The sequence below is a fragment of the Glutamicibacter sp. MCAF14 genome, assembly GCF_052114325.1.
Classification (GTDB): Bacteria; Actinomycetota; Actinomycetes; order Actinomycetales; family Micrococcaceae; genus Glutamicibacter; species Glutamicibacter arilaitensis.
On sequence record NZ_JBFREO010000002.1, the window covers coordinates 539,052 to 559,814 of the forward strand.

A 20,763-nucleotide genomic window follows, 5' to 3' on the forward strand; every position below is an offset into this window, starting at 1 on the left:
AAAACGCAGAATCGCCCCTGTCGAATCAACGACAGGGGCGATTATCTACCTAAGCTACGAAAGCAAAAGCTGGTTCTTTACAGTCCCAGTTCGCCTTCGAAAGCGCCACCCTCAAGGCGAGCCTTGACGGTCTGCAGGAAGCGACCTGCATCGGCGCCGTCAACCAGACGGTGATCGTAGGTCAGGCACAGGTACATCATGTGGCGGATGGCAATCGAATCATTGCCCTCTGCATCGGTAACGACCATTGGACGCTTCACGATCGCACCGGTGCCCAGGATTGCGACCTGTGGCTGGTTGATGATCGGGGTATCGAACAGTGCGCCAACCGAACCGATGTTGGTGATCGAGAAGGTGCCACCGGACAGCTCGTCTGGACCAATTTTGTTGGTACGGGTGCGGTTTGCCACGTCAGCAATGCGCGAAGCCATGCCAGCCAGATTCAGATCGCCAGCGTTCGATACAACAGGAACCAGCAGGCCCTTGTCGGTATCGACTGCAAATGCCAGGTGCTCGGCATTGTGGTAAGTGATCTTCTGGGTCTCTTCGTTGTACTCAGCGTTCAACTTAGGGTGTGCCTTCAGGCCTTCGGCAACAGCCTTGGCGATGAATGGCAGGTATGTCAGGTTCACACCGTTGGTGGCCTTGAAGTTGGCCTTGGCCGAAGCGCGCAGCTTCACGATACGGGTCATATCGATCTCGTGGACCTGGGTCAGCTGAGTCGAAACGTCCAGCGACTCGCGCATGCGGCGAGCGATAACCTGGCGGATACGTGGAGCCTTTTCCTCGGTGCCGCGCAGCGAGGAAACCTCAACGGAAGGAGCAGCTGGCTTGGCAGCAGCAGGAGCAGCAGCCGGCGCAGAAGTTTCCTGAGCAGCTACAGCGTCCAGAACATCCTGCTTGCGGATGCGACCGCCAACGCCGGTACCCTTCACCGAAGCGATATCGATGTTGTTCTGGTTAGCCAAGCGGCGTACCAGTGGGGTGACGTAGCCGGACTCGTTGTTCGCTTCAGAGGCTGGAGCGGCTGGAGCTTCTGCCTTAGCTGGAGCAGGAGCAGCAGCTGGTGCTTCTTCCTTTGCAGGAGCAGCAGCCGGTGCCTTTTCCTTTGCAGGAGCAGCAGCCGGTGCCTCTTCCTTTGCAGGAGCTGGGGCAGCAGCTGGTGCTTCTTCCTTGGCTGGCGCTGCGTTAGCGGAACCGATTACAGCAAGAACGGCGCCAACTTCAGCGGTCTCGTCTTCTGGAACGCGGATTTCCAGCAAGGTACCAGCAACTGGGGAAGGAACTTCGGTGTCAACCTTGTCGGTCGAAACCTCAAGCAGTGGCTCGTCGACGGAAACTTCTTCGCCAACTTCCTTCAACCAACGGGTGACGGTACCTTCGGTAACCGACTCGCCCAGAGCTGGAAGGGTAACTTCGGTGCCCGATGCGGCGCCGTCAGCCGGTGCGGCAGCAGGAGCTTCTTCAGCAGCTGGAGCAGCAGGAGCTTCCTCAGCAGCCGGAGCAGCAGGTGCCTCTTCAGCAGCCGGTGCTTCTTCAGCAGCTGGTGCGGACTCGCCGGAGCCGGAACCGTCGCCAATGCGAACCAGAGGGGCGCCAACTTCTGCGTCCTCGTCTTCTGCTACGAAGATTTCCTCAATGATGCCAGCAACCGGCGAAGGAACTTCAGTGTCTACCTTGTCAGTGGATACTTCCACCAACGGCTCGTCTACCTCTACACGGTCGCCGACCTGCTTCAGCCAGCGGGTTACCGTACCTTCGGTAACGCTTTCACCCAGTGCGGGTAGGTTTACGGTTTCAGACATCGTCCCGTATCTCCTTGTTTTATAAAGCTTGAAAAAATGGTGGGAGGCGTTGCCTCCGAGCCTAGTGCATCCAGGCAGCGCGTAGTCAGAACGCGCTGCCTGGATGCACTAAAACATGATTAACCGTGCAACGGTGCGCCGGCCAGAGCCATCGCGGCCTCGCCGATCGATTCGTTCTGGGTTGGGTGTGCGTGGATCAGCTGCGATACGTCCTCTGGGTATGCTTCCCAGTTAACGATCAGCTGTGCTTCACCGATCTGCTCACCAATGCGGCCGCCGATGCCGTGAACGCCAACGATTGGGCCGTTCTTGACGCGAACCATCTTGATGATGCCGCTGGTGCCCAGGATCGAGGACTTGCCGTTACCAGCCAAGTTGTACTCGGTGGTTTCGATCTGGTCAGCACCGAACTTCTCCTTGGCCTTTGGCTCGGAGTAGCCCACCGAAGCGATCTCTGGCTCGCAGAAGGTCACCTTCGGGATGTTGATGTCCTCAACGATGGTTGGCTTTAGACCGTGGATTTCCTCAGCTACGAAGCGACCGTGCTGGTAACCGCGGTGTGCAAGCTGTACGCCTGGGACGATGTCGCCAATTGCGTAGATGTTGCCAACGCCGGTGTGCAGACGCTCGTTGGTGATAACGAAGCCGCGATCGATGGTGATGCCCTGCTCCTCGAAGCCAAGACCCTCGGTGACCGGACCGCGGCCTACTGCAACCAAGACGATCTCTGCTTCCAGAACCTTGCCATCAGCCAGCGAGACCTTGGCGCCGTTGGCATCCTGCTCGACCTTTTCGAAGAAGACACCGGTGTTGAACTTGATGCCGCGCTTCTTGAAAGCACGCTCCAGGTTCTTGATGATGGCTGGATCTTCGTTTGGAACCAGCGAAGGCAGGCCCTCAACGATGGTGACGTCGACGCCGAAGGACTTCCATACGGAAGCGAATTCGACACCAATCACGCCGCCGCCAAGAACGATAGCGCTCTTAGGCAGGTCTTCCATGTTCAGTGCTTCGGTGCTGGTCAATACGCGGCCGCCGATTTCCAGACCCATGGTCTTGGAAGTGGAGCCGGTAGCCAAGATGATGTACTTGCCCTTGTAGACGGTGCCATCGACATCGATGGAGTCCTGGGAAACCAGTCGGCCGTTACCGGTGATAACGTTGACCTTCTTCATCTTCAGCAAGCCCTGCAGGCCCTTGTACTTTCCAGCAACAATGCCTTCCTTGTACTTGCGAACGCCAGCCAGGTCGATCGACTCCAGCGAGGAGTTGATGCCGTACTTGGCACCCTCGCGAGCGTTCTCGGCCAGCTCTGCTGCGTGCAGGTAAGCCTTGGTTGGGATGCAGCCGGTGTGCAGGCAAGTGCCGCCCAGCTTTTCCTTCTCGATCAATCCAACGGTGTAGCCCAGCTGGATGGCGCGCAAGGCTGCCGAGTATCCAGCGGATCCGCCGCCGAGGATGAGGACATCAAATTCTTGCGTTGCTGCCGAATCGGCCACGTGAACGCTCCCTCGTATTCGCTTAGTGAGGCCGGCTTAGGCCGACCAGGGGATCGGGTGTGGACCTTTGAGGAGCGTGACACAAGCGGGCGCGCACCTTTGATCCACGGTGATGTTTCAAAACTTACCTTAGTACCGTCTGCCGGTTACAGTCACCTTCGCGGCAGTAAAAGTCAGGTATGTCTCTTATTTTAAACCGCATCCCGGCATCGAACTGGTGAATTAGCCGATGCCGGGATGAGTTTGGCGACACAAAGGCGGTAATCGCCTTTGCAACTATTTTGCTACTTGGCGGCAGCTAGATGCTCTGCGTAGGCAACCAGGGTACGTACCTGGGAGCCGGTGCCATTCTTCGGGGTGTAGCCCCAAGCGCTGCCTTCATTGAACGCCGGGCCGGCAAAGTCAATGTGAGCCCAAGGGATCTTCTTGCCATCGACTTCACCGACGAACTCCTCAAGGAATACGGCAGCGGTCATCATGCCGCCCATCCGCTCGCCAATGTTGGCCAAGTCGGCAACCTGCGACTCGATGGACGGACGCAGCTCTTCAGGCAGCGGCATGGCCCAAGCCAGTTCGCCGACCTTATCCGATACGGCAACCAGATCATTGGTGACCTGCTTGTCACCCATGACACCGGCGGTGCGCAGGCCCAAGGCCAGCATCTGTGCGCCAGTCAGGGTAGCAATGTCGATCATGACATCCGGCTTTTCCAGGCTGGCAGCGGCCAGGCCATCGGCCATGACCAAACGGCCCTCGGCATCGGTGTTCAGAACTTCAACGGTCTTGCCGCCGAACATGGTGAGCACATCGCCCGGACGGGTCGAAGCACCGCCTGGCATGTTCTCGGCCAGGCACAGCCATGCGGTGACCTTGACGTTCAGGCCAAGCTCGGAGACAGCGGCGATGGTCTGGAAGACCGCGGCAGCGCCAGACATGTCGGACTTCATGGCGTGCATGCCTGCGGCAGGCTTCAGCGAGGTGCCGCCGGTATCGAAGGTGATGCCCTTGCCGATCAAGGCAATGTGCTTGGCGGCCTTCGACGGCGCATATTCGACCTTGACCATGCGAGGCTGGCGTGCCGAACCGCCGCCAACACCGATCAGGCCCCCGAAGCCTTCCTTGGCCAGACGCTTCTCATCGAAGATGGTGACCTTCAGCGGAAGCGACTTGGAGTAGTCCTTGACAGCTGCGGCGAAGGATTCTGGGTACAGCACGTTCGCAGGAGCGTTGATCAGGTCGCGGGTTCCGCGAACTGCACGGCCCAGGACTGCAGCGCGCTTGAGCACTGCTGGCAGGTCCTTGGAGGTTGCGACCGCGGTAACGATCTGAGCTTCGGCCAGAACTGGCTTCTCGCTCTTCTTCGAGCGGTGGTTCTCATAGCGGTAGCTGCCCAGCGCGATGCCTTCAGCAATAGCTGCCACACGCTCTACGGTGTCGGCAGGCAAGGCGAAAATGGCGCTCTTGGCGTTGCTCAGCTGGCGGGCAGCCGAACCGGCGGCGCGGCGCAGCTGCTCTTCGCTGAGCTCTGCCAGCTCCTTAACGCCCAGGCCGATGAAGTGCAGGACCTTGGCCTTGGCGCCGTCCACTCCTGGCAGCACGGTCACTTCGTCAGCTTTGCCGGCCACACCGAGAGCAGACAGCGACTGCTCCAGGGACGTGGTGGTTTCGGCGGTGAAAGGGGATGCCGCGATGGACAGGCTCTCGCCGTTCTTCAGAACGCCCAGGATGAGGGCGTCCGCGCTCTTGCGCTTGATATCGGTGCCAATGGCGCTCAAAGTGAGATCACTGGAGTTGATCACAAAATCATTCCTTCTATGCCTTTGTAGGGTCTAAGGTCGCGGCAGCCCCAATGGTTTTCCGGAACAGATCATCCGGGCGGGCTGCGCGTCTCCTACCCCCTAGGTTATCTGAGGTTTTGCGTCATCGTGTGTCACTTCACAGCGAGCGAAAGCCAAGTGGCGATATGATAGACCACTGGTCTGTACTTGAAGTGCAGTAATTAGTTACTGGTTGTTGGTTCCGGTTTACCGGTTCCCGCCCCTGAATGAGGAGAAAATGTCCAAGGGATCGTTGATGACACTGGTCGCAGACGACTTGGATGACTCACGCCTTCAAGGTCTTGGCATGTTCGTTTCGCTCAAGAGCATCAGCGATGCAGGGCATAACCACTCTCAGGTTTCCAACGAACTTTTCGGTCGCCTGGATTCAGAGCTTTTCGCTGTTTTTGATGCCGATGAGCTGATTGCCTACACCTCCCAGCGACCGCGAATCTCTTTCTTAGGCGATCATTTCGCCGGTTATCAGGTTCCACGTATGGAGATCTACCTGATGACCGATGAGCTGGACCGCAAGTTCTGGTTCCTCAATGGCGTTGAACCGGATCTGAAATGGGAACGGGTCATCGCAGAGCTGCTTTCTTTCATCGACGCCTTCAATGTCTCCCTCGTGGTGGGAACCGCATCTTTGCCGATGCCGGTGCCGCACACCCGTCCAGTTGGCGTAACGGCCCACGGAAACCGCAAGGATCTGATCGAGAACATCTCGACCTGGAGCCCAACGGTTGAATCACCGGCAGGATTGACGTCCTTGCTTGAACTGAGGCTCGGTGAAGCCGGCCGCGACGTGGTGGGCTATTCGATGCATACCCCGCATTACCTTGCTGAATCCGAATACCCTGCAGTTGCTGTTGCAACCTTGGAACACGTCGGCGCGGCCCTGAAGCTGGCCTTGCCGACGGATAAATTGCGCGAGGCGGCCCGACTGGTCGACCAGCAGCTCGCTGAACAGCTTGAATCCAATATCGATGTCCGCCAGATGGTCGACGGATTTGAAGAACGATTTGACGCCCACGTCAAGGAACATGAGCCGCGCTCGTTGTTGCTCGATGAAGATGAACAGGTTGCAGGCGCTGAAGAATTGGGCGCCAGTGCCGAACATTTTTTGGCGGCTATTGCGAACACTGAAGATTGGTTGAAAAACGGTCATATCAAACCGTTATCGGGTGAACACGAACAGTGAGCCAGGCGCATCTGAATTCGTCGAAGTCGTGGGTGGTCTTCAGCTTTGCAATTCTTGCTTACATATCGGCGATATCGCAGCGCACTAGTTTTGGCGTCGCTGGCATCGAAGCTACCGAGCGTTTCAACGCAAGCGCGCAGATCTTAGCCAGTTTTTCCGTGGTGCAGCTGGTGGTCTACGCCGGCGCCCAAGTGCCCGTGGGTCTGCTGCTAGATAAATTCGGTCCTCGCATCCTGATTACCACTGGCGCCTTGTTTATGGCAGCTGGCCAGGCCTTCCTAGCGATCTCGGTCAACGTGCCCATGGGATTGGTTGGGCGCGTCATGGTTGGCATGGGCGATGCCATGGTTTTTGTTTCGGTGCTCAAGCTTTTGCCATTGTGGTTCTCCGGTTCACGTATTCCCGTGCTCACCCAGCTCACGGGTACCTTTGGCCAGCTCGGCCAGCTCATCAGCCTCTTTCCGTTCCACATGATCCTGCTGGGTGTTGGCTGGTCCGCGGCATTCTCGGTAATGTCCGGGTTCGCCTTTGCCACGTTCATCACCACGATCGCGTTTGTGCGTAACGGCAAGACGTGGGAGGGAATTAGTCAAGGGGAGCAGGAATCAGGCTCCCGAATTGTGCGGGCTTGGAAGCAACCGGGTACCCGCTTGGGGTTCTGGACCCACTTCACCACCGCGTTCATGATCAACACCTTCATGATGACCTGGGGTTACCCCTTCCTGGTCGAAGGGCAGGGGATCGAAAGCGCGCTGGCCTCAGGCCTGATGGCTGTGTTCGTGCTCGTGTCCGTGCTGTTGGGTCCAATCCTTGGAGCATTGACCGCCAGCCGTGCCAAACAGCGTTCCAACTATGCGCTGGGTATCGTGGGAACGATCTTGGTGATGTGGGCGATTGTCTTGTGCTGGCCAGGCCAAGCGCCACTCTGGGTGCTGGTGCTGCTGATGATCACGATTGCCGCCGGCGGGCCGGCCTCGGTGATTGGCTTCGACTTCGCCCGTACCTTCAACCCGCCGCACGTCTTGGGCACAGCTACCGGTCTAGTGAACACCGGCGGTTTCATGGGCGCATTCGTCACCATCTACGTCGTCGGCTTCATCATGGACATGCTGTACAAAGCCGGCGGATCAGTTGGCGAACTCTACAATCTTCCGGCCTTCAGAATCGCGTTGTCCTTCCAGTTCGTCATGGCACTTCTGGGCATCACTTTCATGTTAATCGAGCGCCGCAAGGCGCGCCGTTTCCTAGCCGAGCAATAAGCTGAAGCAGGCCACGGCCCAGCAGGTTCTCCACAGCTCGTAGCCGCTGGCATCTTGTCGAAAGCTGCACGGTACACCGTGGAGCCATGACAACTACACCAGAACGCCAGCCCCTTTCGCTGTCCAAGTGCGAAGACATCTTGGCCTACGTGCCGCACGCCTTGGGTTTTCATCCGCAGGATTCAGCCGTGTTGATGCTGATCGACGGAGACCAACTAGAAGCGACCTTGCGCGTTGATCTTCCCAAGGAAGAAGACGGCTCCGAATGCGATTCATGGATCACTCAGGTGTTGCACCTGCTCAAACGCATGGCCCATATCGAGGGGGTGGTTCTGGTGATCTATGCGCCAGAACAACCAGTTGCAGCTTCTGCGACTCCCTACGCAAATCTTGTCTCGGAACTCGAGCAGGCGTTGAATGCTCAAAAGGTGGTGCTGCGCCATAGCTGGTGCCGGCAGGGCCAACTGGTCTGGGATTACGAGAGCGATGACTTTGCAACGCCTACTCAGGTGCGCTCCGTAGAGACGAACGAAACGCACCTGTCATTGGTCTTTGCCGGTTCGGCTCCGTTAGACGTTCCATGGGACGGAAGCGGCATTCCCGAATGGCCGCAGGCCGCCGAAATCCTGAAGATCATTTCCAATCAGCAGCACAACGTTGTCCATTGCCTCGAAGCGTGGTTGCAGACGATGGACCTCTCCCAGGCAGAAGCCCAAGAGTGGATCCACAATGATCATGACCACGCGGCGCTGCTGCTTGGCTCGTTGGACGTAAAAATTGTCCGCGACTTGCTCCCGTATCTGGCAGGTGAGGGATTCGAAGCGTCTTTGGATGTGTTGTTCGGGGTGATGCGCGGAGATCACGAGGCGGCAGCCACGCCGCTAACCAATTACCTGCTGGGCCGCGGATGGCATGCCCCGGACTGGCAACGGATTGATCGACTGTGGCTGGTGTCCAGGGACTTGCTTGGCGTGGCAAAAGGCAATTCTCGACAGGCTTTGCTGTGCATTCTTGCATGGATTGAATGGGCTCGGGGCAGGGGGACGACGGCCCTTTGCCTGCTGGGTAGAGCAGTCGAGGAAAACCCGAACTATGAGTTATCGAAGCTGCTGCAAAAGCTGATGTCGCATGGGATCATGCCGGAATGGGCGACCGACCAATTGCGGGCATGGCGCGCCAATTTCAGTTGAGCGTTAGGGGTCGGAGTGTCTCAAGTGGTGTCCTAGCGGTAATTCATGGATAATGAGATAACAGACCCGGTTAGGTTCGAATTGCCTTGATCTTGAAATCCGCGGATTTCGGGAACAAATAGGCGGGCTTGAAGCGTTGTTATCAATGTGCCAGCCCTCGGTGTTTAGTCAGTGATTAAACGCCATCGGACTTGACAGGGTCATAGTGGTGTTACCGGCAGGTGCATCCGGAACGCATCGTTAGAAAGGTTATTCGTGTCATCTTCTGAGACGAACGCTAATCGTAAAGCAACCGAGGCCGAGGTCGACGTGGTTGAAGCCGAGGCAGCAGCCCCTGCAGCGAAGAAGCGCGCTACCAAGGCTAAGCCTCGGACTAAAAAGGTCGCTGCTGAAACTGCAGCGCAAGACGAATCAACCGTAGCGTCAACTGACGCCGATGACGATGCTGAACCAAGCACCGATTCGAAGGACTCGAAGTCCGAAGACGATTCAAAGGGTTTCACCCTTTCATCAGGTGATGACGACGCTCCACAGCAGCAGGTCATGGTTGCAGGTGCAACCGCTGACCCCGTCAAGGACTACCTGAAGCAGATCGGTAAGGTTGCCCTGCTGAATGCTGAGCAGGAAGTCGACTTGGCCCTGCGCATTGAAGCTGGGCTGTTCGCCACCGATAAGCTGGAGAAGGACGACGGCTCGATGGATCAGCGCTTGCGCTGGGACTACGAGCAGATCATCCACGACGGCAAGATCGCTAAGAACCACCTGTTGGAAGCTAACCTCCGCCTGGTAGTTTCGCTGGCAAAGCGCTACACCGGTCGTGGCATGCTGTTCCTGGACTTGATCCAGGAAGGCAACTTGGGCCTGATCCGTGCAGTGGAGAAGTTCGACTACACCAAGGGCTTCAAGTTCTCGACCTACGCCACCTGGTGGATCCGTCAGGCGATCACCCGCGCCATGGCTGACCAGGCACGTACCATTCGTATTCCTGTGCACATGGTTGAAGTCATCAACAAGTTGGCTCGTGTCCAGCGCCAGATGCTTCAGGATCTGGGCCGCGAACCGACTCCAGAAGAGTTGGCCAAGGAACTGGACATGACTCCGGAGAAGGTTGTCGAAGTCCAGAAGTATGGTCGTGAACCTATTTCCCTGCACACCCCTCTGGGTGAAGATGGCGATTCCGAATTCGGTGATCTCATTGAAGACTCGGAAGCAGTTGTCCCAGCTGACGCCGTTTCGTTCACCCTGTTGCAGGAACAGCTGCACTCGGTGCTCGACACGCTCTCAGAGCGTGAAGCTGGTGTTGTGGCAATGCGCTTCGGCCTGACTGATGGTCAGCCTAAGACCTTGGACGAAATCGGCAAGGTCTACGGTGTGACTCGTGAACGTATTCGTCAGATCGAGTCCAAGACGATGTCCAAGCTTCGTCACCCATCGCGATCCCAGGTGCTTCGTGATTACCTAGACTAAAGAATCTGAGAGTGTGGCCAGCGGTTCGTGAATCGAATCGCTGGCCACACTTTTTTATGCTGTTAAAACCAAAAGAAGGTGACCCAGGATCATTGGGTCACCTTCTGGTATTAGTGGTTGGTCACGAGCTTAGTCGTTGACGTCCACCTTTGGCTTTTCGTAGAGTCGCGAGGATTCATCTTGCCATACCGACGTCTGCGGACGCAGTTTGGGTTCTACATCGCGGGCGTGGTGAGCGCAGAAGAGCAGCTCACCGCCTGTCGAAGCCAGCACGGCTCGCACGTAGGCCTGTGCGCCGCAGCGGTCGCACCGGTCGAGGGCGTTCAGTTCACGACTAGCGGTCGTAGTAGTCATTGCCAGCCTCCTAAAGTTGATGGTTACTCTATACAACCAGCTTGGGCTCTGACTTTATCCCGAATTGCCTCTGCTTTCGCTGACCGCGTAGCGCATGTGGATAAGCTCATATGAACCGAACATGCTTGGCGGCACCGGAAAATGGCGGGTATTCGAACACATTAACGATTAGAATGAGAACTACGACGTTCATTGACATCCAGGTAGGAGACAACAGCTCAGTGGCTTCATCCGACAATTACAGCGCCCGGCACCTTTCGGTCTTGGAAGGCTTGGAAGCGGTTCGCAAGCGCCCAGGCATGTACATCGGTTCCACCGACTCCCGTGGCTTGATGCACTGCCTCTGGGAAATTATCGATAACTCCGTTGATGAGGCGCTTGGCGGTTTCGGGCAGGCGATCGACGTCATCTTGCACTCGGATGGTTCAGTCGAGGTCCAGGACGACGGACGTGGCATCCCAGTTGACGTCGAACCCAAGACTGGGCTGAGCGGACTGGAAGTGGTCTTCACCAAGTTGCACGCCGGCGGCAAGTTCGGAGGCGGCTCCTACAGTGCTTCTGGTGGTCTGCACGGTGTTGGTGCATCGGTGGTCAACGCACTGTCTGCGCGTCTGGATGTCGAAGTTGACCGTGGCGGTAAAACATACGGCCTGCAGTTCCGCCGTGGCGAGCCAGGCAAGTTCACCGACAAGGGACGGAAGAAGGCTGACGCGCCGTTCAAGGCCCACGTGACTGCGACGCCTCCGGGAATCATCGGTAAGGCCAAGCGTGGAGTGACCGGTACGCGTATTCGCTACTGGGCGGATAACCATATCTTCACCCCGGAAGCAAAGTTCTCCTATTCGGATTTGCAAGACCGCGCCCGACAAACCTCTTTTTTGGTTCCCGGGCTGCGTATTACCCTGCGCGATGAACGAGGATTGCCAGATACACCGGGTGCCGAAGGCCCGCATGAGGAAGTCTTCCAGCATGATGGCGGCATCAGCGAATTCGTTGACTATCTGAGCAGCGACTCGCCAGTCACCGATATCTGGCGTTTCCAAGGCAGTGGTTCTTTCCATGAGAAGGTTCCGGTAATTGACGGCAACGGCCGTAGCCACATTGAAGACGTGCAGCGTGTGTGTGAAGTCGATGTCGCCTTGCGCTGGGGGATTGGCTACGAGACCTCGCTTCGCAGCTTCGTCAATATCATCGCCACTCCTAAGGGTGGTACGCATACGGCTGGCTTCGAGCAAGCGATGCTCAAATCCTTCCGCAAAAACGTCGAAGCAAATGCGCGCAAGCTCAAATTCGGCCAGAAAGACAAGCTTGAGAAGGACGACGTACTAGCGGGCATGACTGCTGTGCTGACGGTCCGACTGGCTGAGCCGCAATTCGAAGGCCAGACCAAGGAAATTCTGGGTACCCCGCAGGTTCGCCAAATTGTCTCCAAGGTACTGGAGAAGGCCCTCAATGAGCGCCTGGGATCCAATAAGCGCAACGAAAAGGCTGAAGCCTCGACGCTGATGGAGAAAGTCGTCAACGAGATGAAGTCTCGTGTTTCGGCTCGCATGCATAAGGAAACCCAGCGCCGCAAGACCGCCTTGGAATCTTCCTCCTTGCCAACCAAATTGCTTGATTGCCGTAGCAAAGAGGTTGGAAAGTCCGAATTGTTCATCGTCGAGGGCGACAGTGCATTGGGAACTGCCCGTCTGGCGCGCTCAAGCGAGCACCAGGCGCTACTGCCGATCCGCGGCAAGATCCTGAATGTGCAGAAGGCCTCGATCTCCGACATGCTCTCGAATGCAGAGTGCGCTGCGATGATCCAGGTCATTGGTGCAGGTTCGGGTCGCAGTTTCGATATCGAGCAAGCGCGTTATGGCAAGATCATTTTAATGACCGATGCTGACGTGGATGGTGCGCATATCCGTACTCTGCTGCTGACGTTGTTCTACCGCTACATGCGTCCAATGATTGAGCACGGTCGCGTTTATGCCGCAGTTCCTCCGTTGCACCGAATTGAGGTGATTAACGCAGGCTCCAAGCAGAACGAGGTGATTTACACCTATTCTGAGGCGGAGATGACCAAGTTGCTGGCCACCTTGGAGAAGGAAGGGCGACGCTACAAGGAGCCGATCCAGCGTTACAAGGGCCTGGGTGAAATGGACGCAGACCAGCTGGCTGAAACCACGATGGATCCGCGCCATCGCATGCTCAGGCGAGTTGGCATCGAGCATGCTCAAGCTGCCGAGGAAGTATTCGATCTGCTCATGGGATCGGATGTTGCCCCACGTAAGAAGTTCATCATCGACGGGGCCGATGATCTTGAACGCGATCGCATCGACGTCTAAGAGTAGTTAAACAGTGAAGTCCATGAACCTGAGCAGGTTCATGGACTTCACTCTTTGCGTTAAGCCGGACTCACCAAGCTAGCAGCCGGGGCGCAATGAGCAAGACCGTGGGGCAGATCAGCAGCATGATGGTGCTCAACAGGACTACGACCCTTTGAGGGCGTCCCAGGGGTTCTTGCGGGGAGAGTAGGCGTTGGAGCCGGCGGGAAGAGACTTCACCATCTGGCATGCCAACGAGGCCCGCGTTGGAGGAATGATTCTTGGATGATGAATCATCGGTAGCCGCAGCGGTCGCGACAGTGACGATAGCTTTGAGCAGCGTGTGCTTGGTGACGTTCTCCAGTGCTTTGTCATCAGCCAGCATTTCAATCAGTTGCCGCACCGCATCCAGGGCGAGCCGAGAGGTGGGCAGCCAAGGCAGAGCTTCATTCCACGCAGTGAATGCCAAGATCAGCAGGTCATGGCGTTGCTCCAAATGAGAACGCTCATGGGCAATAACTGCCTGTTGTTCTTGGTCTGAAAGCTTGGTGAGCAGTCCGCGTGATAATACGGTCACCGACTGCGAGATGCCAGGCACGCAGTACGCTACCGGCATGTCGTGATCGATCACCAGAGTGTTCGGACGGGTTTCTGAGGGGTTGCTCAACAGGCGAAGCAGCTGCCGGTGTTTGGCGCGTTGGCGGGAGGTACGCCACGCAGCAAGGATCAGGGTCGAGACCAGATGGAATCCGAACAGCAGTGCAGTGCTCAAAGCGAACAGGTGCACCACCCCGGGATACGGAACATCTGGGGCCCCGGTTAACAAGAGCCAGCCGCCATGCAGTGCGGAGATGAGGTCATCGCCTAGGGGAGCCAAGCCCCAGACGAGCATCGAACCGATCATTGACAGGCCACCGCCTAATGCGATGGCTTGCCAGAGGAGTACCGCTTGTACAGGTGCACGCGCGGTCCATTTGGCCTTGGATAAAGCCAACGGCGTCGGCCACGCCAATGCGATAGCCAACGCCGCTAGGAAATATGAGGTGAGAAGCACTCAGTCCCCGAAGTTCATCTAAATTATGCGGACTTTACAGAGTCCAAGATAGCACGGAGAGATGCTGCTTCGTCCGGTGAAATGCCACCGATGAATCGTGCCAGGACTGCTTCGCGATCCTGGGCGGTACCCAGTGCATCGTTGAGCAGGCCCACGGTGTGATCCTCACGGGAGGATGAAGCCGCGTATCGGTGAGGGCGCGTAGTGCGCTCGCGCTCTACCAGGCCCTTCTTTTCGAGACGGGCTAACACAGTCAGCACCGTAGTTACTGCGAGTTCTTTCGCATCGGTGCCAAGCGCCGCCAAGTCATCACGAAGGTCATTCGCGGTGAGTGGTTCTGCGGAATCCCACAGAAGATCCATGACGGAGCGTTCCAGATCGCCAAGGCTGGCCACTAGGTCGTACCTCACTTGCATTAGTTTTGACGCTGTTGTTTGACTCGCTGAGTGCAAACATACTGCTTGGGTTCTTAAGTGTAGCTATCTTTCAAAAATATTTCTACGGCATGTAAAACAGATGGGTGAGTACATGCTTTATCTAAACGGGCGTTGAATTTGAGATCTGTGAAGCTAATCTAGTTGACTTGGGTTTTTTAAGAACCGTAGACACGACCCTGTAAATAGGCTTAGGATTCTCTCTCGCGCGTGCCTAATCGGAATTTTGCCAGCGATGAACCACGCTCATCTTCAATTTCTACATGCTGTCGAAATCATCTATGGTGGCAATGGAACTCATTTCTACGAAACGTAGAAATGCGATCGAACTTCCATTCCACGATAGTTGAGGAATCCATGGATGCTTTAGAGATTGCCCGTTGGCAATTCGGCATTACGACGGTCTACCACTTCCTGATGGTGCCCCTGACCATTGGACTTGGCCTGACAGTGGCCACGCTACAAACCATGTGGCATCGCACCGGCAACGAGCACTGGCTGCGGATGACAAAATTCTGGGGCAAGCTTTTTCTCATTAACTTCATCATGGGCGTAGCCACGGGCATCGTCCAAGAATTCCAATTCGGCATGGCCTGGAGCGAATACAGCCGCTATGTAGGAGACGTCTTCGGCGCCCCACTGGCCATGGAAGCGCTGCTGGCGTTCTTCGTAGAATCCACCTTCCTGGGACTGTGGATTTTTGGCTGGAAGAAACTACCTAAGCGCATCCACCTGGCAACCATCTGGTGCGCTTCTTTGGCCACCATCCTTTCGGCCTACTTCATCTTGGTTGCCAACTCATGGATGCAGCACCCAGTCGGCACAAAAATCGTCGACGGCCGCGCAGTGATGACCGACGCTTGGGCGGTATTCACCAACAACACCGCACTGGTGACCTTCCCTCACACCATCTTCGGCGCTTTCGCAGTAGCCGGAGGATTCCTGCTGGGCATCTCCTGGTTCCACCTCTATCGCCGCCGCAGTGAAGGCATCGACACCGTCGACGCCAACGGACGTGTTGTCGTGGGCGAAGACTTGAGCAGAGGCAAGAGCCGCGACAAGGTGGACTACCAAGTCTGGATCAAATCCCTGCGCATTGGCGCAGCAGTCGCCATGGTCGCGTTCCTCGGAGTCGCCCTGAGTGGCCACGAGCAGGCCAAGCTCATGTTCGCGCAACAGCCGATGAAAATGGCTGCAGCAGAAGCTGCCTGCCACGACGGAACCGGGTTCTCGGTGTTGTCCTTGGGGGACATCACGGCACACGGAGCTACCAACTGCGACAACGTCGTAGCGGTCTTTGAAATCCCCGGCATCCTCTCCTACCTGGCCAACGGAGATTTCACCACGGAGATCAAGGGCGTGAACACCCTGATTCCGGAGTACCAAGAAAAATACGGAAAGTACTACCCGAACGATGAAGCATTTGGCCAGTACGCCGGCCAAGAAATCAACTACCTGCCGGTGATGGAAGTAACCTATTGGGGCTTCCGCATGATGATCACCTTCGGCGGGCTCTCAGCCCTAGCCGCTGGCATCGCGCTATGGGTAACCCGCAAGGGGACCGTCCCGCACAGCAAGTGGCTCTCACGCATTGCGCTGCTGAGCATTGCGGCGCCGTTCGGTGCGAATGCCACCGGCTGGATCTTCACCGAAATGGGCCGGCAACCGTTCACCGTTGTCCCCAATCCGCAGATGGGCGGCGTGGACCAGGTGTTCATGTATACCGCAGCATCAGTCTCACCGACTGTCACCGCAGGAGAACTGTTGTTCTCGCTGATCACACTCACCGCCATCTACGGCGTACTGCTGGTCGTCGAGCTGGTACTGCTCGCCCGCTACATCCGTGGTGGTGTTGCATCAGCCATGCCAGAGCTTGAAGCGGAGCATGAGCATGCAAACGGTCCCAAGGACCCATCTGATGATGACGACGTGCTGGCTTTCGCCTACTAGCGATACGGATTAAGGAGAAATATCAATGGATTGGCTTCCTACACTCTGGTTCATCGTGATTGCGGTGCTCTGGTGCGGTTACCTGTTCCTCGAAGGCTTTGACCTTGGAGTTGGCATGCTCATCGGACTTGGCGGTTCCACCGAGAAACGCAAGCGACTGCTGCTGAACACCATCGGCCCGGTCTGGGACGGCAATGAGGTCTGGCTGCTCACCGCCGGCGGAGCGACCTTCGCCGCGTTCCCACATTGGTACGCGTCGCTGTTCTCAGCCCTGTACATTCCACTGACCATAGTGCTCGTGGCACTGATTTTCCGAGCCGTCGCGATCGAATACCGCGGAAAAGCCATCACCGCGCCAACCCGGAAAGCCTGGGATCTGGCCTTGGGACTGGGCTCCTTGGTGGCTGCCTTCGGCGTGGGCGCGATGCTGGCGCTAACCACCTTGGGCTTGCCGCTGAATGAAAATGGAGACCGCATCGGCGGGCCTTTCGCGTGGCTTAACTGGCAAGCGATCCTCGGCGGCACAGCAGTGGTTGCATTCTGCTGGATCCACGCCTTGGCTTTCCTCCGGCTGAAAACCGATGGAAAGGTCCGCCACCAAGCAGGAAAGCTGGTTGGCCGCTGGCTGCCGCCAGCAATCCTGCCGTTGGTTGCATGGGCGCTGCTGGTCCTGCTGGACAACGATTCCGCGATTGCCTGGGCAGTGATGGGGGTAGCGGTCATCAGCCTGCTCGTTTCCATGATGACCGGTCGTGCCGGACGCGAAGGAATCTCCTTCATCGCCTTGGGCATCACCTTGCTGGCCGGCGTCGCCGCCATCTTCACCGCCGCCTACCCCGTCGTACTGCCCTCAAGCATCGACCCGGCCTTCGACCTGACCGTGGCCAATGCGTCGAGCAGCAGCTACACCTTGAAGCTGATGAGCATCGTTGCAGCCTTCGGTGTTCCGCTGGTCTTGGCCTACCAATCCTGGAGCTACTGGGTCTTCCGCAAGCGCTTGCGTGAAGAGCACATCCCCGAGACCCACCGCGTGGTCTCGATTATCAAGTAACTGCCATTTCAACCGAAAGAGTAGCTATGCCAGCCCCACGCTTTCTTCCCAGTGAACTAATCACGTCGAGGCAATTCATTGTCCTGGCCGCGTTCAGCGCGTTGAAAGTCGTGGGGCTGATCATGGTCGCCTACGCCTTGGGACTATGGATCGCCACTATGGCAACCGCGGGCGGGAATGACCGGCAACTGCTGGGGCTGGCAGTGATCGGAGCGGTCCTTCGAGCCCTGAGCGCATGGGGATTGAACGCTGGAGCCCGTCGCATGGGTCTAGGCGCCAAGGAACGGCTGCGCCTGAATCTCGTGCGAAACCAGGCAACCCAACCAACTATCGCGCCTGCCGCCAAGCAGCAGTCCATCCCGGTCATCGCGACCCTAGCCAGCCACGGCCTGGAAAAGCTCGATGATTACTTCACCAAATTCGTTCCTGCGCTCATCGGTGCACTGGCCGTGCCTGTCCTGATCGGGCTCTACATACTCCAACTGGACTGGATCAGCGCGGTAGTCCTGCTGCTGACCATTCCATTGATCCCGGTGTTCATGGCCCTGATTGGGATGCACACCCAAGACACCTTGAACGAATCCCAGGCCACCTTGGACCAGCTGGCCCACCAGCTCTACGAACTGGCCCAAGGCCTTCCGGCACTGTTGGGGTTGGGACGAGCACGGGCCCACGGCAACGCGATCGCCGCAGTGAGCAATAAATACCGCCAAGCCACCATGGCCAACCTGAAAACCGTATTCATGTCCAGCTTCTGGCTGGAACTGATTGCCACCCTCGCCGTAGCTGTCCTCGCGGTAATGATCGGTGTGCGCCTGGTGGGCGGAAATATGGATCTGGCCGCCGGGCTGACCATCTTGATCTTGGCTCCTGAGCTCTTCTCAGCACTGCGCGAAGTAGGTTCGGCCTATCACGCGGCCGATGACGGACTGGCTGCCTACCAAAAGTACACGGCCATCACCACCGGCACACCGGGCCGCCAGCTGCTCAGCACTACCGCCACAAACCCGCAAAACATCCTCGAAATCTCCGACCTGCAGTTCAGCTACGACGGACTGAACCCCATTCACCAAACCGTCAACCTCACGCTCGCGGCTGGCGAACACCGAGTGCTCTCCACTCCCAGCGGCACAGGCAAGAGCACGCTGCTCACCTTGATCGCCGAAGCCCACAGCAGTGACAACAGCTTCAATCCGGAACTGGCCAGCGGGCGCATCTTCGTTGCCAACCAACTGGCCACCATCAGCCAGCATCCGCAATTCAACGCCGCCACCGGCTGGTTGCAATTAGACCAGGACGCCCCGGCGGCCCCGGCAGAACTGCGCCAGCAGCTCAGCGCCCGGCTTGGAATGGAGCCAATGCTCAACCGGCCAATCGGAGAATACTCTCCAGGGGAACTGCGACGCTTGGAGGTGATGCGTGCACTGCTGAGGATTCACAGCGACGCCCGCTGCACCTTGCTGCTTGCCGACGAGCCAACCGCGCACCTCGATGAGCGCAACGCCCAGCAAGTACGTGAACTGCTCGAAGAGCTTCCATCCCGCTGCGCACTGCTGATTGCCAGCCACGACCCTGCCATCAGCCAAGGCCATCACACGCGCACAACCCCGCTCGAGGTGAACAACGGTTTGTCCGCCCACCAGGCAGTTGGGGAACTACAAGAGCCAGAAGCCGTTGCTGCAGGGGTAAAAGCTCCGCGAAGTGAGAAGTTCAACCCGCTGCGCGAACTGCTCGTAGGATACAAGGCTTCACCCAAGGCCCTGCTCTGGGGAAGTACCAGCGTGCTGTGTGCTGTGGCGCTGGCGGCTCTCAGTGGCTGGCTGATCGTGGAATCCAGCTACCAGCCGGCCATCTTGCACCTGACCGTAGCCTTCGTCATGGTCCGTACCCTGGGCATCGGACGAGCCGTTTTCCGCTATCTAGAACAACTAGCGATCCACGACGCGGTGCTCGCTTACGCTACAGACCTGCGCGAGAAGATGTGGAACGCGATGGTTTCCAACCCTGCGCGCTGGGGCCTGCTAAGCCGCTCCTCGGTAATCCTGCGGTACTTGCTTGCTGAAGTAGATGAACTGCGCGACCTGTTGGCCCGCGTGCTCTTTCCACCCCTGCAAGGCATCGTGGTGTGGGTAGCAGCAGCAGTGACCTTGTACTTCATCCAGCCAGAATTCGGATACTTGGCCATGGCGGCGGCCCTTGTGCTGGCCTTCCCCGTGCGTTGGCTCGTGCAGCGTATTGAAGGCGAGCACCTCGTGCACCAGCTGCGCCACCGCATGCAGATGAACCAAAGCGCCCTAGGAATCCTGCGGCATAAGTTGGCATTGCGCAGTAACCAGCGGTTGGAAAATGTCATCGGCCAGTTCCATGAAGCCGAAACGCTCAATACCCAGCGCGCTCGCCGGCATGCCCTGGGACAGGGAAGCGCCACCGCACTGGCTACCTTGATCAGCGTGCTGCTGGCTATAGCGATCACTGCGCTCTCGCACAGCAGCGCATCCTTCACCGCGCTCGCCGTACTCCTATCCCTGGCCTTGGGGGAGAGCGCCGGCAATGCGCTGCTGGCCCTGCAACAAGGGCGTGCCTTGAAGGAACTATCGGCGAAACTGGCCGAACGCGGCATGCAAAGCCAGGATCTGCCAACTACACGCGAGCATCCGCTGGACCAAGGTTCCAAGATTGTCGGATTCGAGCTGGATTCGCTGAGCCTGGGCTACGAACAGGGAACAACGGTCGTGGCCGAGTTGAGTGCGCACATCCCGGCATCCCAATGGACCGCGATCACCGGCCCGTCGGGATCCGGCAAATCAACGCTGCTCACGGCCTTGCTCGGTGCCTTGCCTGCACAAGGCGGTGCACTAAGAGGTATTGATGCGGATGGAAACCTGGTGGAGATGGAACAGGCGGACTTGTCATCGGTTGCCTGGTGCCCGCAAGAAGCGCACCTCTTCGACTCGACGATCAGGCGGAACCTGATGCTGGCCGTGGCCCAGGAGCAGCAGTGCACCGACGCGGAACTGCACCGCGTTTTGGAGCAAGTCGGCCTGGCGAAATGGTTCGCCCAACAGCCTGCAGGCCTTGAGTCCCGGATCGGTTCCGGAGGACACCAGCTCTCTGGCGGACAGCGGTGCAAACTTGCCGTAGCCCGCGCCATACTCGGCGGCCACCAGATCATCTTGCTCGATGAACCAACAGCCCACCTAGGCGAAGATGAAGCTGGCGAGCTGATCTCCACCTTGCATCAAGCGCTGGCAGGCCGTACCGTCGTGCTGATCACCCACGATCAGAACCTGGCCGGACAGTGTGCTCACCGCATTGATCTGGGCGCGCGGAAGCTTAAGACCAATGCTTAAGACTGTGGCGTCGTTGCTACCCG

Annotated in this window: 14 protein-coding genes; 8 read left to right on the forward strand and 6 right to left on the reverse strand. The window is 57.8% G+C overall.

Features of this window, described 5'->3' with window-relative positions; genetic code table 11:
* Positions 1-77: 77 nt before the first annotated feature.
* From sucB to AB4Y71_RS05120, 3 genes are all read right to left on the reverse strand, one after another.
* The gene (gene sucB, locus AB4Y71_RS05110) at positions 78-1,805 is read right to left on the reverse strand and encodes a 2-oxoglutarate dehydrogenase, E2 component, dihydrolipoamide succinyltransferase (protein ID WP_441718398.1); all 1,728 of its coding nucleotides are present in this window, start codon (positions 1,803-1,805) and stop codon (positions 78-80) included.
* A 119-nt stretch (positions 1,806-1,924) separates the two neighbouring features.
* The gene (gene lpdA, locus AB4Y71_RS05115) at positions 1,925-3,304 is read right to left on the reverse strand and encodes a dihydrolipoyl dehydrogenase (RefSeq protein ID WP_013349370.1); all 1,380 of its coding nucleotides are present in this window, start codon (positions 3,302-3,304) and stop codon (positions 1,925-1,927) included.
* A gap of 284 nt (positions 3,305-3,588) precedes the next feature.
* On the reverse strand, positions 3,589-5,103 hold the full coding sequence (locus AB4Y71_RS05120; RefSeq protein ID WP_013349369.1) for a leucyl aminopeptidase: 1,515 nt from the start codon (positions 5,101-5,103) through the stop codon (positions 3,589-3,591).
* Between the two features lie 256 nt (positions 5,104-5,359).
* On the opposite strand from AB4Y71_RS05120, the gene AB4Y71_RS05125 reads away from it, so the two are divergent.
* The 4 genes from AB4Y71_RS05125 (at position 5,360) to AB4Y71_RS05140 (ending at position 10,238) form a co-directional block, all read left to right on the forward strand.
* On the forward strand, positions 5,360-6,322 hold the full coding sequence (locus AB4Y71_RS05125) for a proteasome assembly chaperone family protein (RefSeq protein ID WP_134779909.1): 963 nt from the start codon (positions 5,360-5,362) through the stop codon (positions 6,320-6,322).
* The gene (locus AB4Y71_RS05130; protein WP_441718401.1) at positions 6,319-7,581 is read left to right on the forward strand and encodes an MFS transporter; all 1,263 of its coding nucleotides are present in this window, start codon (positions 6,319-6,321) and stop codon (positions 7,579-7,581) included. Before AB4Y71_RS05125 ends, AB4Y71_RS05130 begins: the two co-directional genes overlap by 4 nt.
* A gap of 140 nt (positions 7,582-7,721) precedes the next feature.
* Complete coding sequence (locus AB4Y71_RS05135) at positions 7,722-8,771, forward strand: DUF4192 domain-containing protein (protein ID WP_441718403.1); 1,050 nt, start codon at positions 7,722-7,724, stop codon at positions 8,769-8,771.
* A gap of 255 nt (positions 8,772-9,026) precedes the next feature.
* On the forward strand, positions 9,027-10,238 hold the full coding sequence (locus AB4Y71_RS05140; RefSeq protein ID WP_102597467.1) for an RNA polymerase sigma factor: 1,212 nt from the start codon (positions 9,027-9,029) through the stop codon (positions 10,236-10,238).
* 129 nt (positions 10,239-10,367) lie between these two features.
* Here AB4Y71_RS05140 and AB4Y71_RS05145 read toward each other — a convergent pair whose 3' ends face one another.
* On the reverse strand, positions 10,368-10,592 hold the full coding sequence (locus tag AB4Y71_RS05145; RefSeq protein ID WP_013349364.1) for a DUF7455 domain-containing protein: 225 nt from the start codon (positions 10,590-10,592) through the stop codon (positions 10,368-10,370).
* Positions 10,593-10,813: 221 nt separating this feature from the next.
* Here AB4Y71_RS05145 and AB4Y71_RS05150 point away from each other — a divergent pair, with 221 nt between their 5' ends.
* Positions 10,814-12,922 (forward strand): DNA gyrase/topoisomerase IV subunit B, encoded by a 2,109-nt coding sequence (locus AB4Y71_RS05150; RefSeq protein WP_134779912.1) that lies wholly within the window; start codon positions 10,814-10,816, stop codon positions 12,920-12,922.
* Positions 12,923-12,992: 70 nt separating this feature from the next.
* Here the strand turns inward: AB4Y71_RS05150 and AB4Y71_RS05155 are convergent, their stop codons facing one another.
* Positions 12,993-13,955 carry a M56 family metallopeptidase gene (locus tag AB4Y71_RS05155; protein WP_441718406.1) on the reverse strand — a complete coding sequence of 321 codons (963 nt, stop codon included), beginning with the start codon at positions 13,953-13,955 and terminating at the stop codon, positions 12,993-12,995.
* 23 nt (positions 13,956-13,978) lie between these two features.
* The gene (locus AB4Y71_RS05160) at positions 13,979-14,350 is read right to left on the reverse strand and encodes a BlaI/MecI/CopY family transcriptional regulator (RefSeq protein ID WP_066144398.1); all 372 of its coding nucleotides are present in this window, start codon (positions 14,348-14,350) and stop codon (positions 13,979-13,981) included.
* A 396-nt stretch (positions 14,351-14,746) separates the two neighbouring features.
* On the opposite strand from AB4Y71_RS05160, the gene AB4Y71_RS05165 reads away from it, so the two are divergent.
* Genes AB4Y71_RS05165 through cydC form a run of 3 tightly spaced genes read left to right on the forward strand, consistent with a single transcriptional unit; the run spans position 14,747 to position 20,740 of the window.
* Positions 14,747-16,339: a cytochrome ubiquinol oxidase subunit I gene (locus AB4Y71_RS05165; RefSeq protein WP_441718409.1), complete on the forward strand. Its 1,593-nt coding sequence runs from the start codon at positions 14,747-14,749 to the stop codon at positions 16,337-16,339.
* Positions 16,340-16,364: 25 nt separating this feature from the next.
* Positions 16,365-17,390 carry a cytochrome d ubiquinol oxidase subunit II gene (gene cydB, locus AB4Y71_RS05170; RefSeq protein WP_441718412.1) on the forward strand — a complete coding sequence of 342 codons (1,026 nt, stop codon included), beginning with the start codon at positions 16,365-16,367 and terminating at the stop codon, positions 17,388-17,390.
* 26 nt (positions 17,391-17,416) lie between these two features.
* Complete coding sequence (cydC, locus tag AB4Y71_RS05175) at positions 17,417-20,740, forward strand: thiol reductant ABC exporter subunit CydC (protein ID WP_441718414.1); 3,324 nt, start codon at positions 17,417-17,419, stop codon at positions 20,738-20,740.
* Positions 20,741-20,763 lie beyond the last annotated feature (23 nt).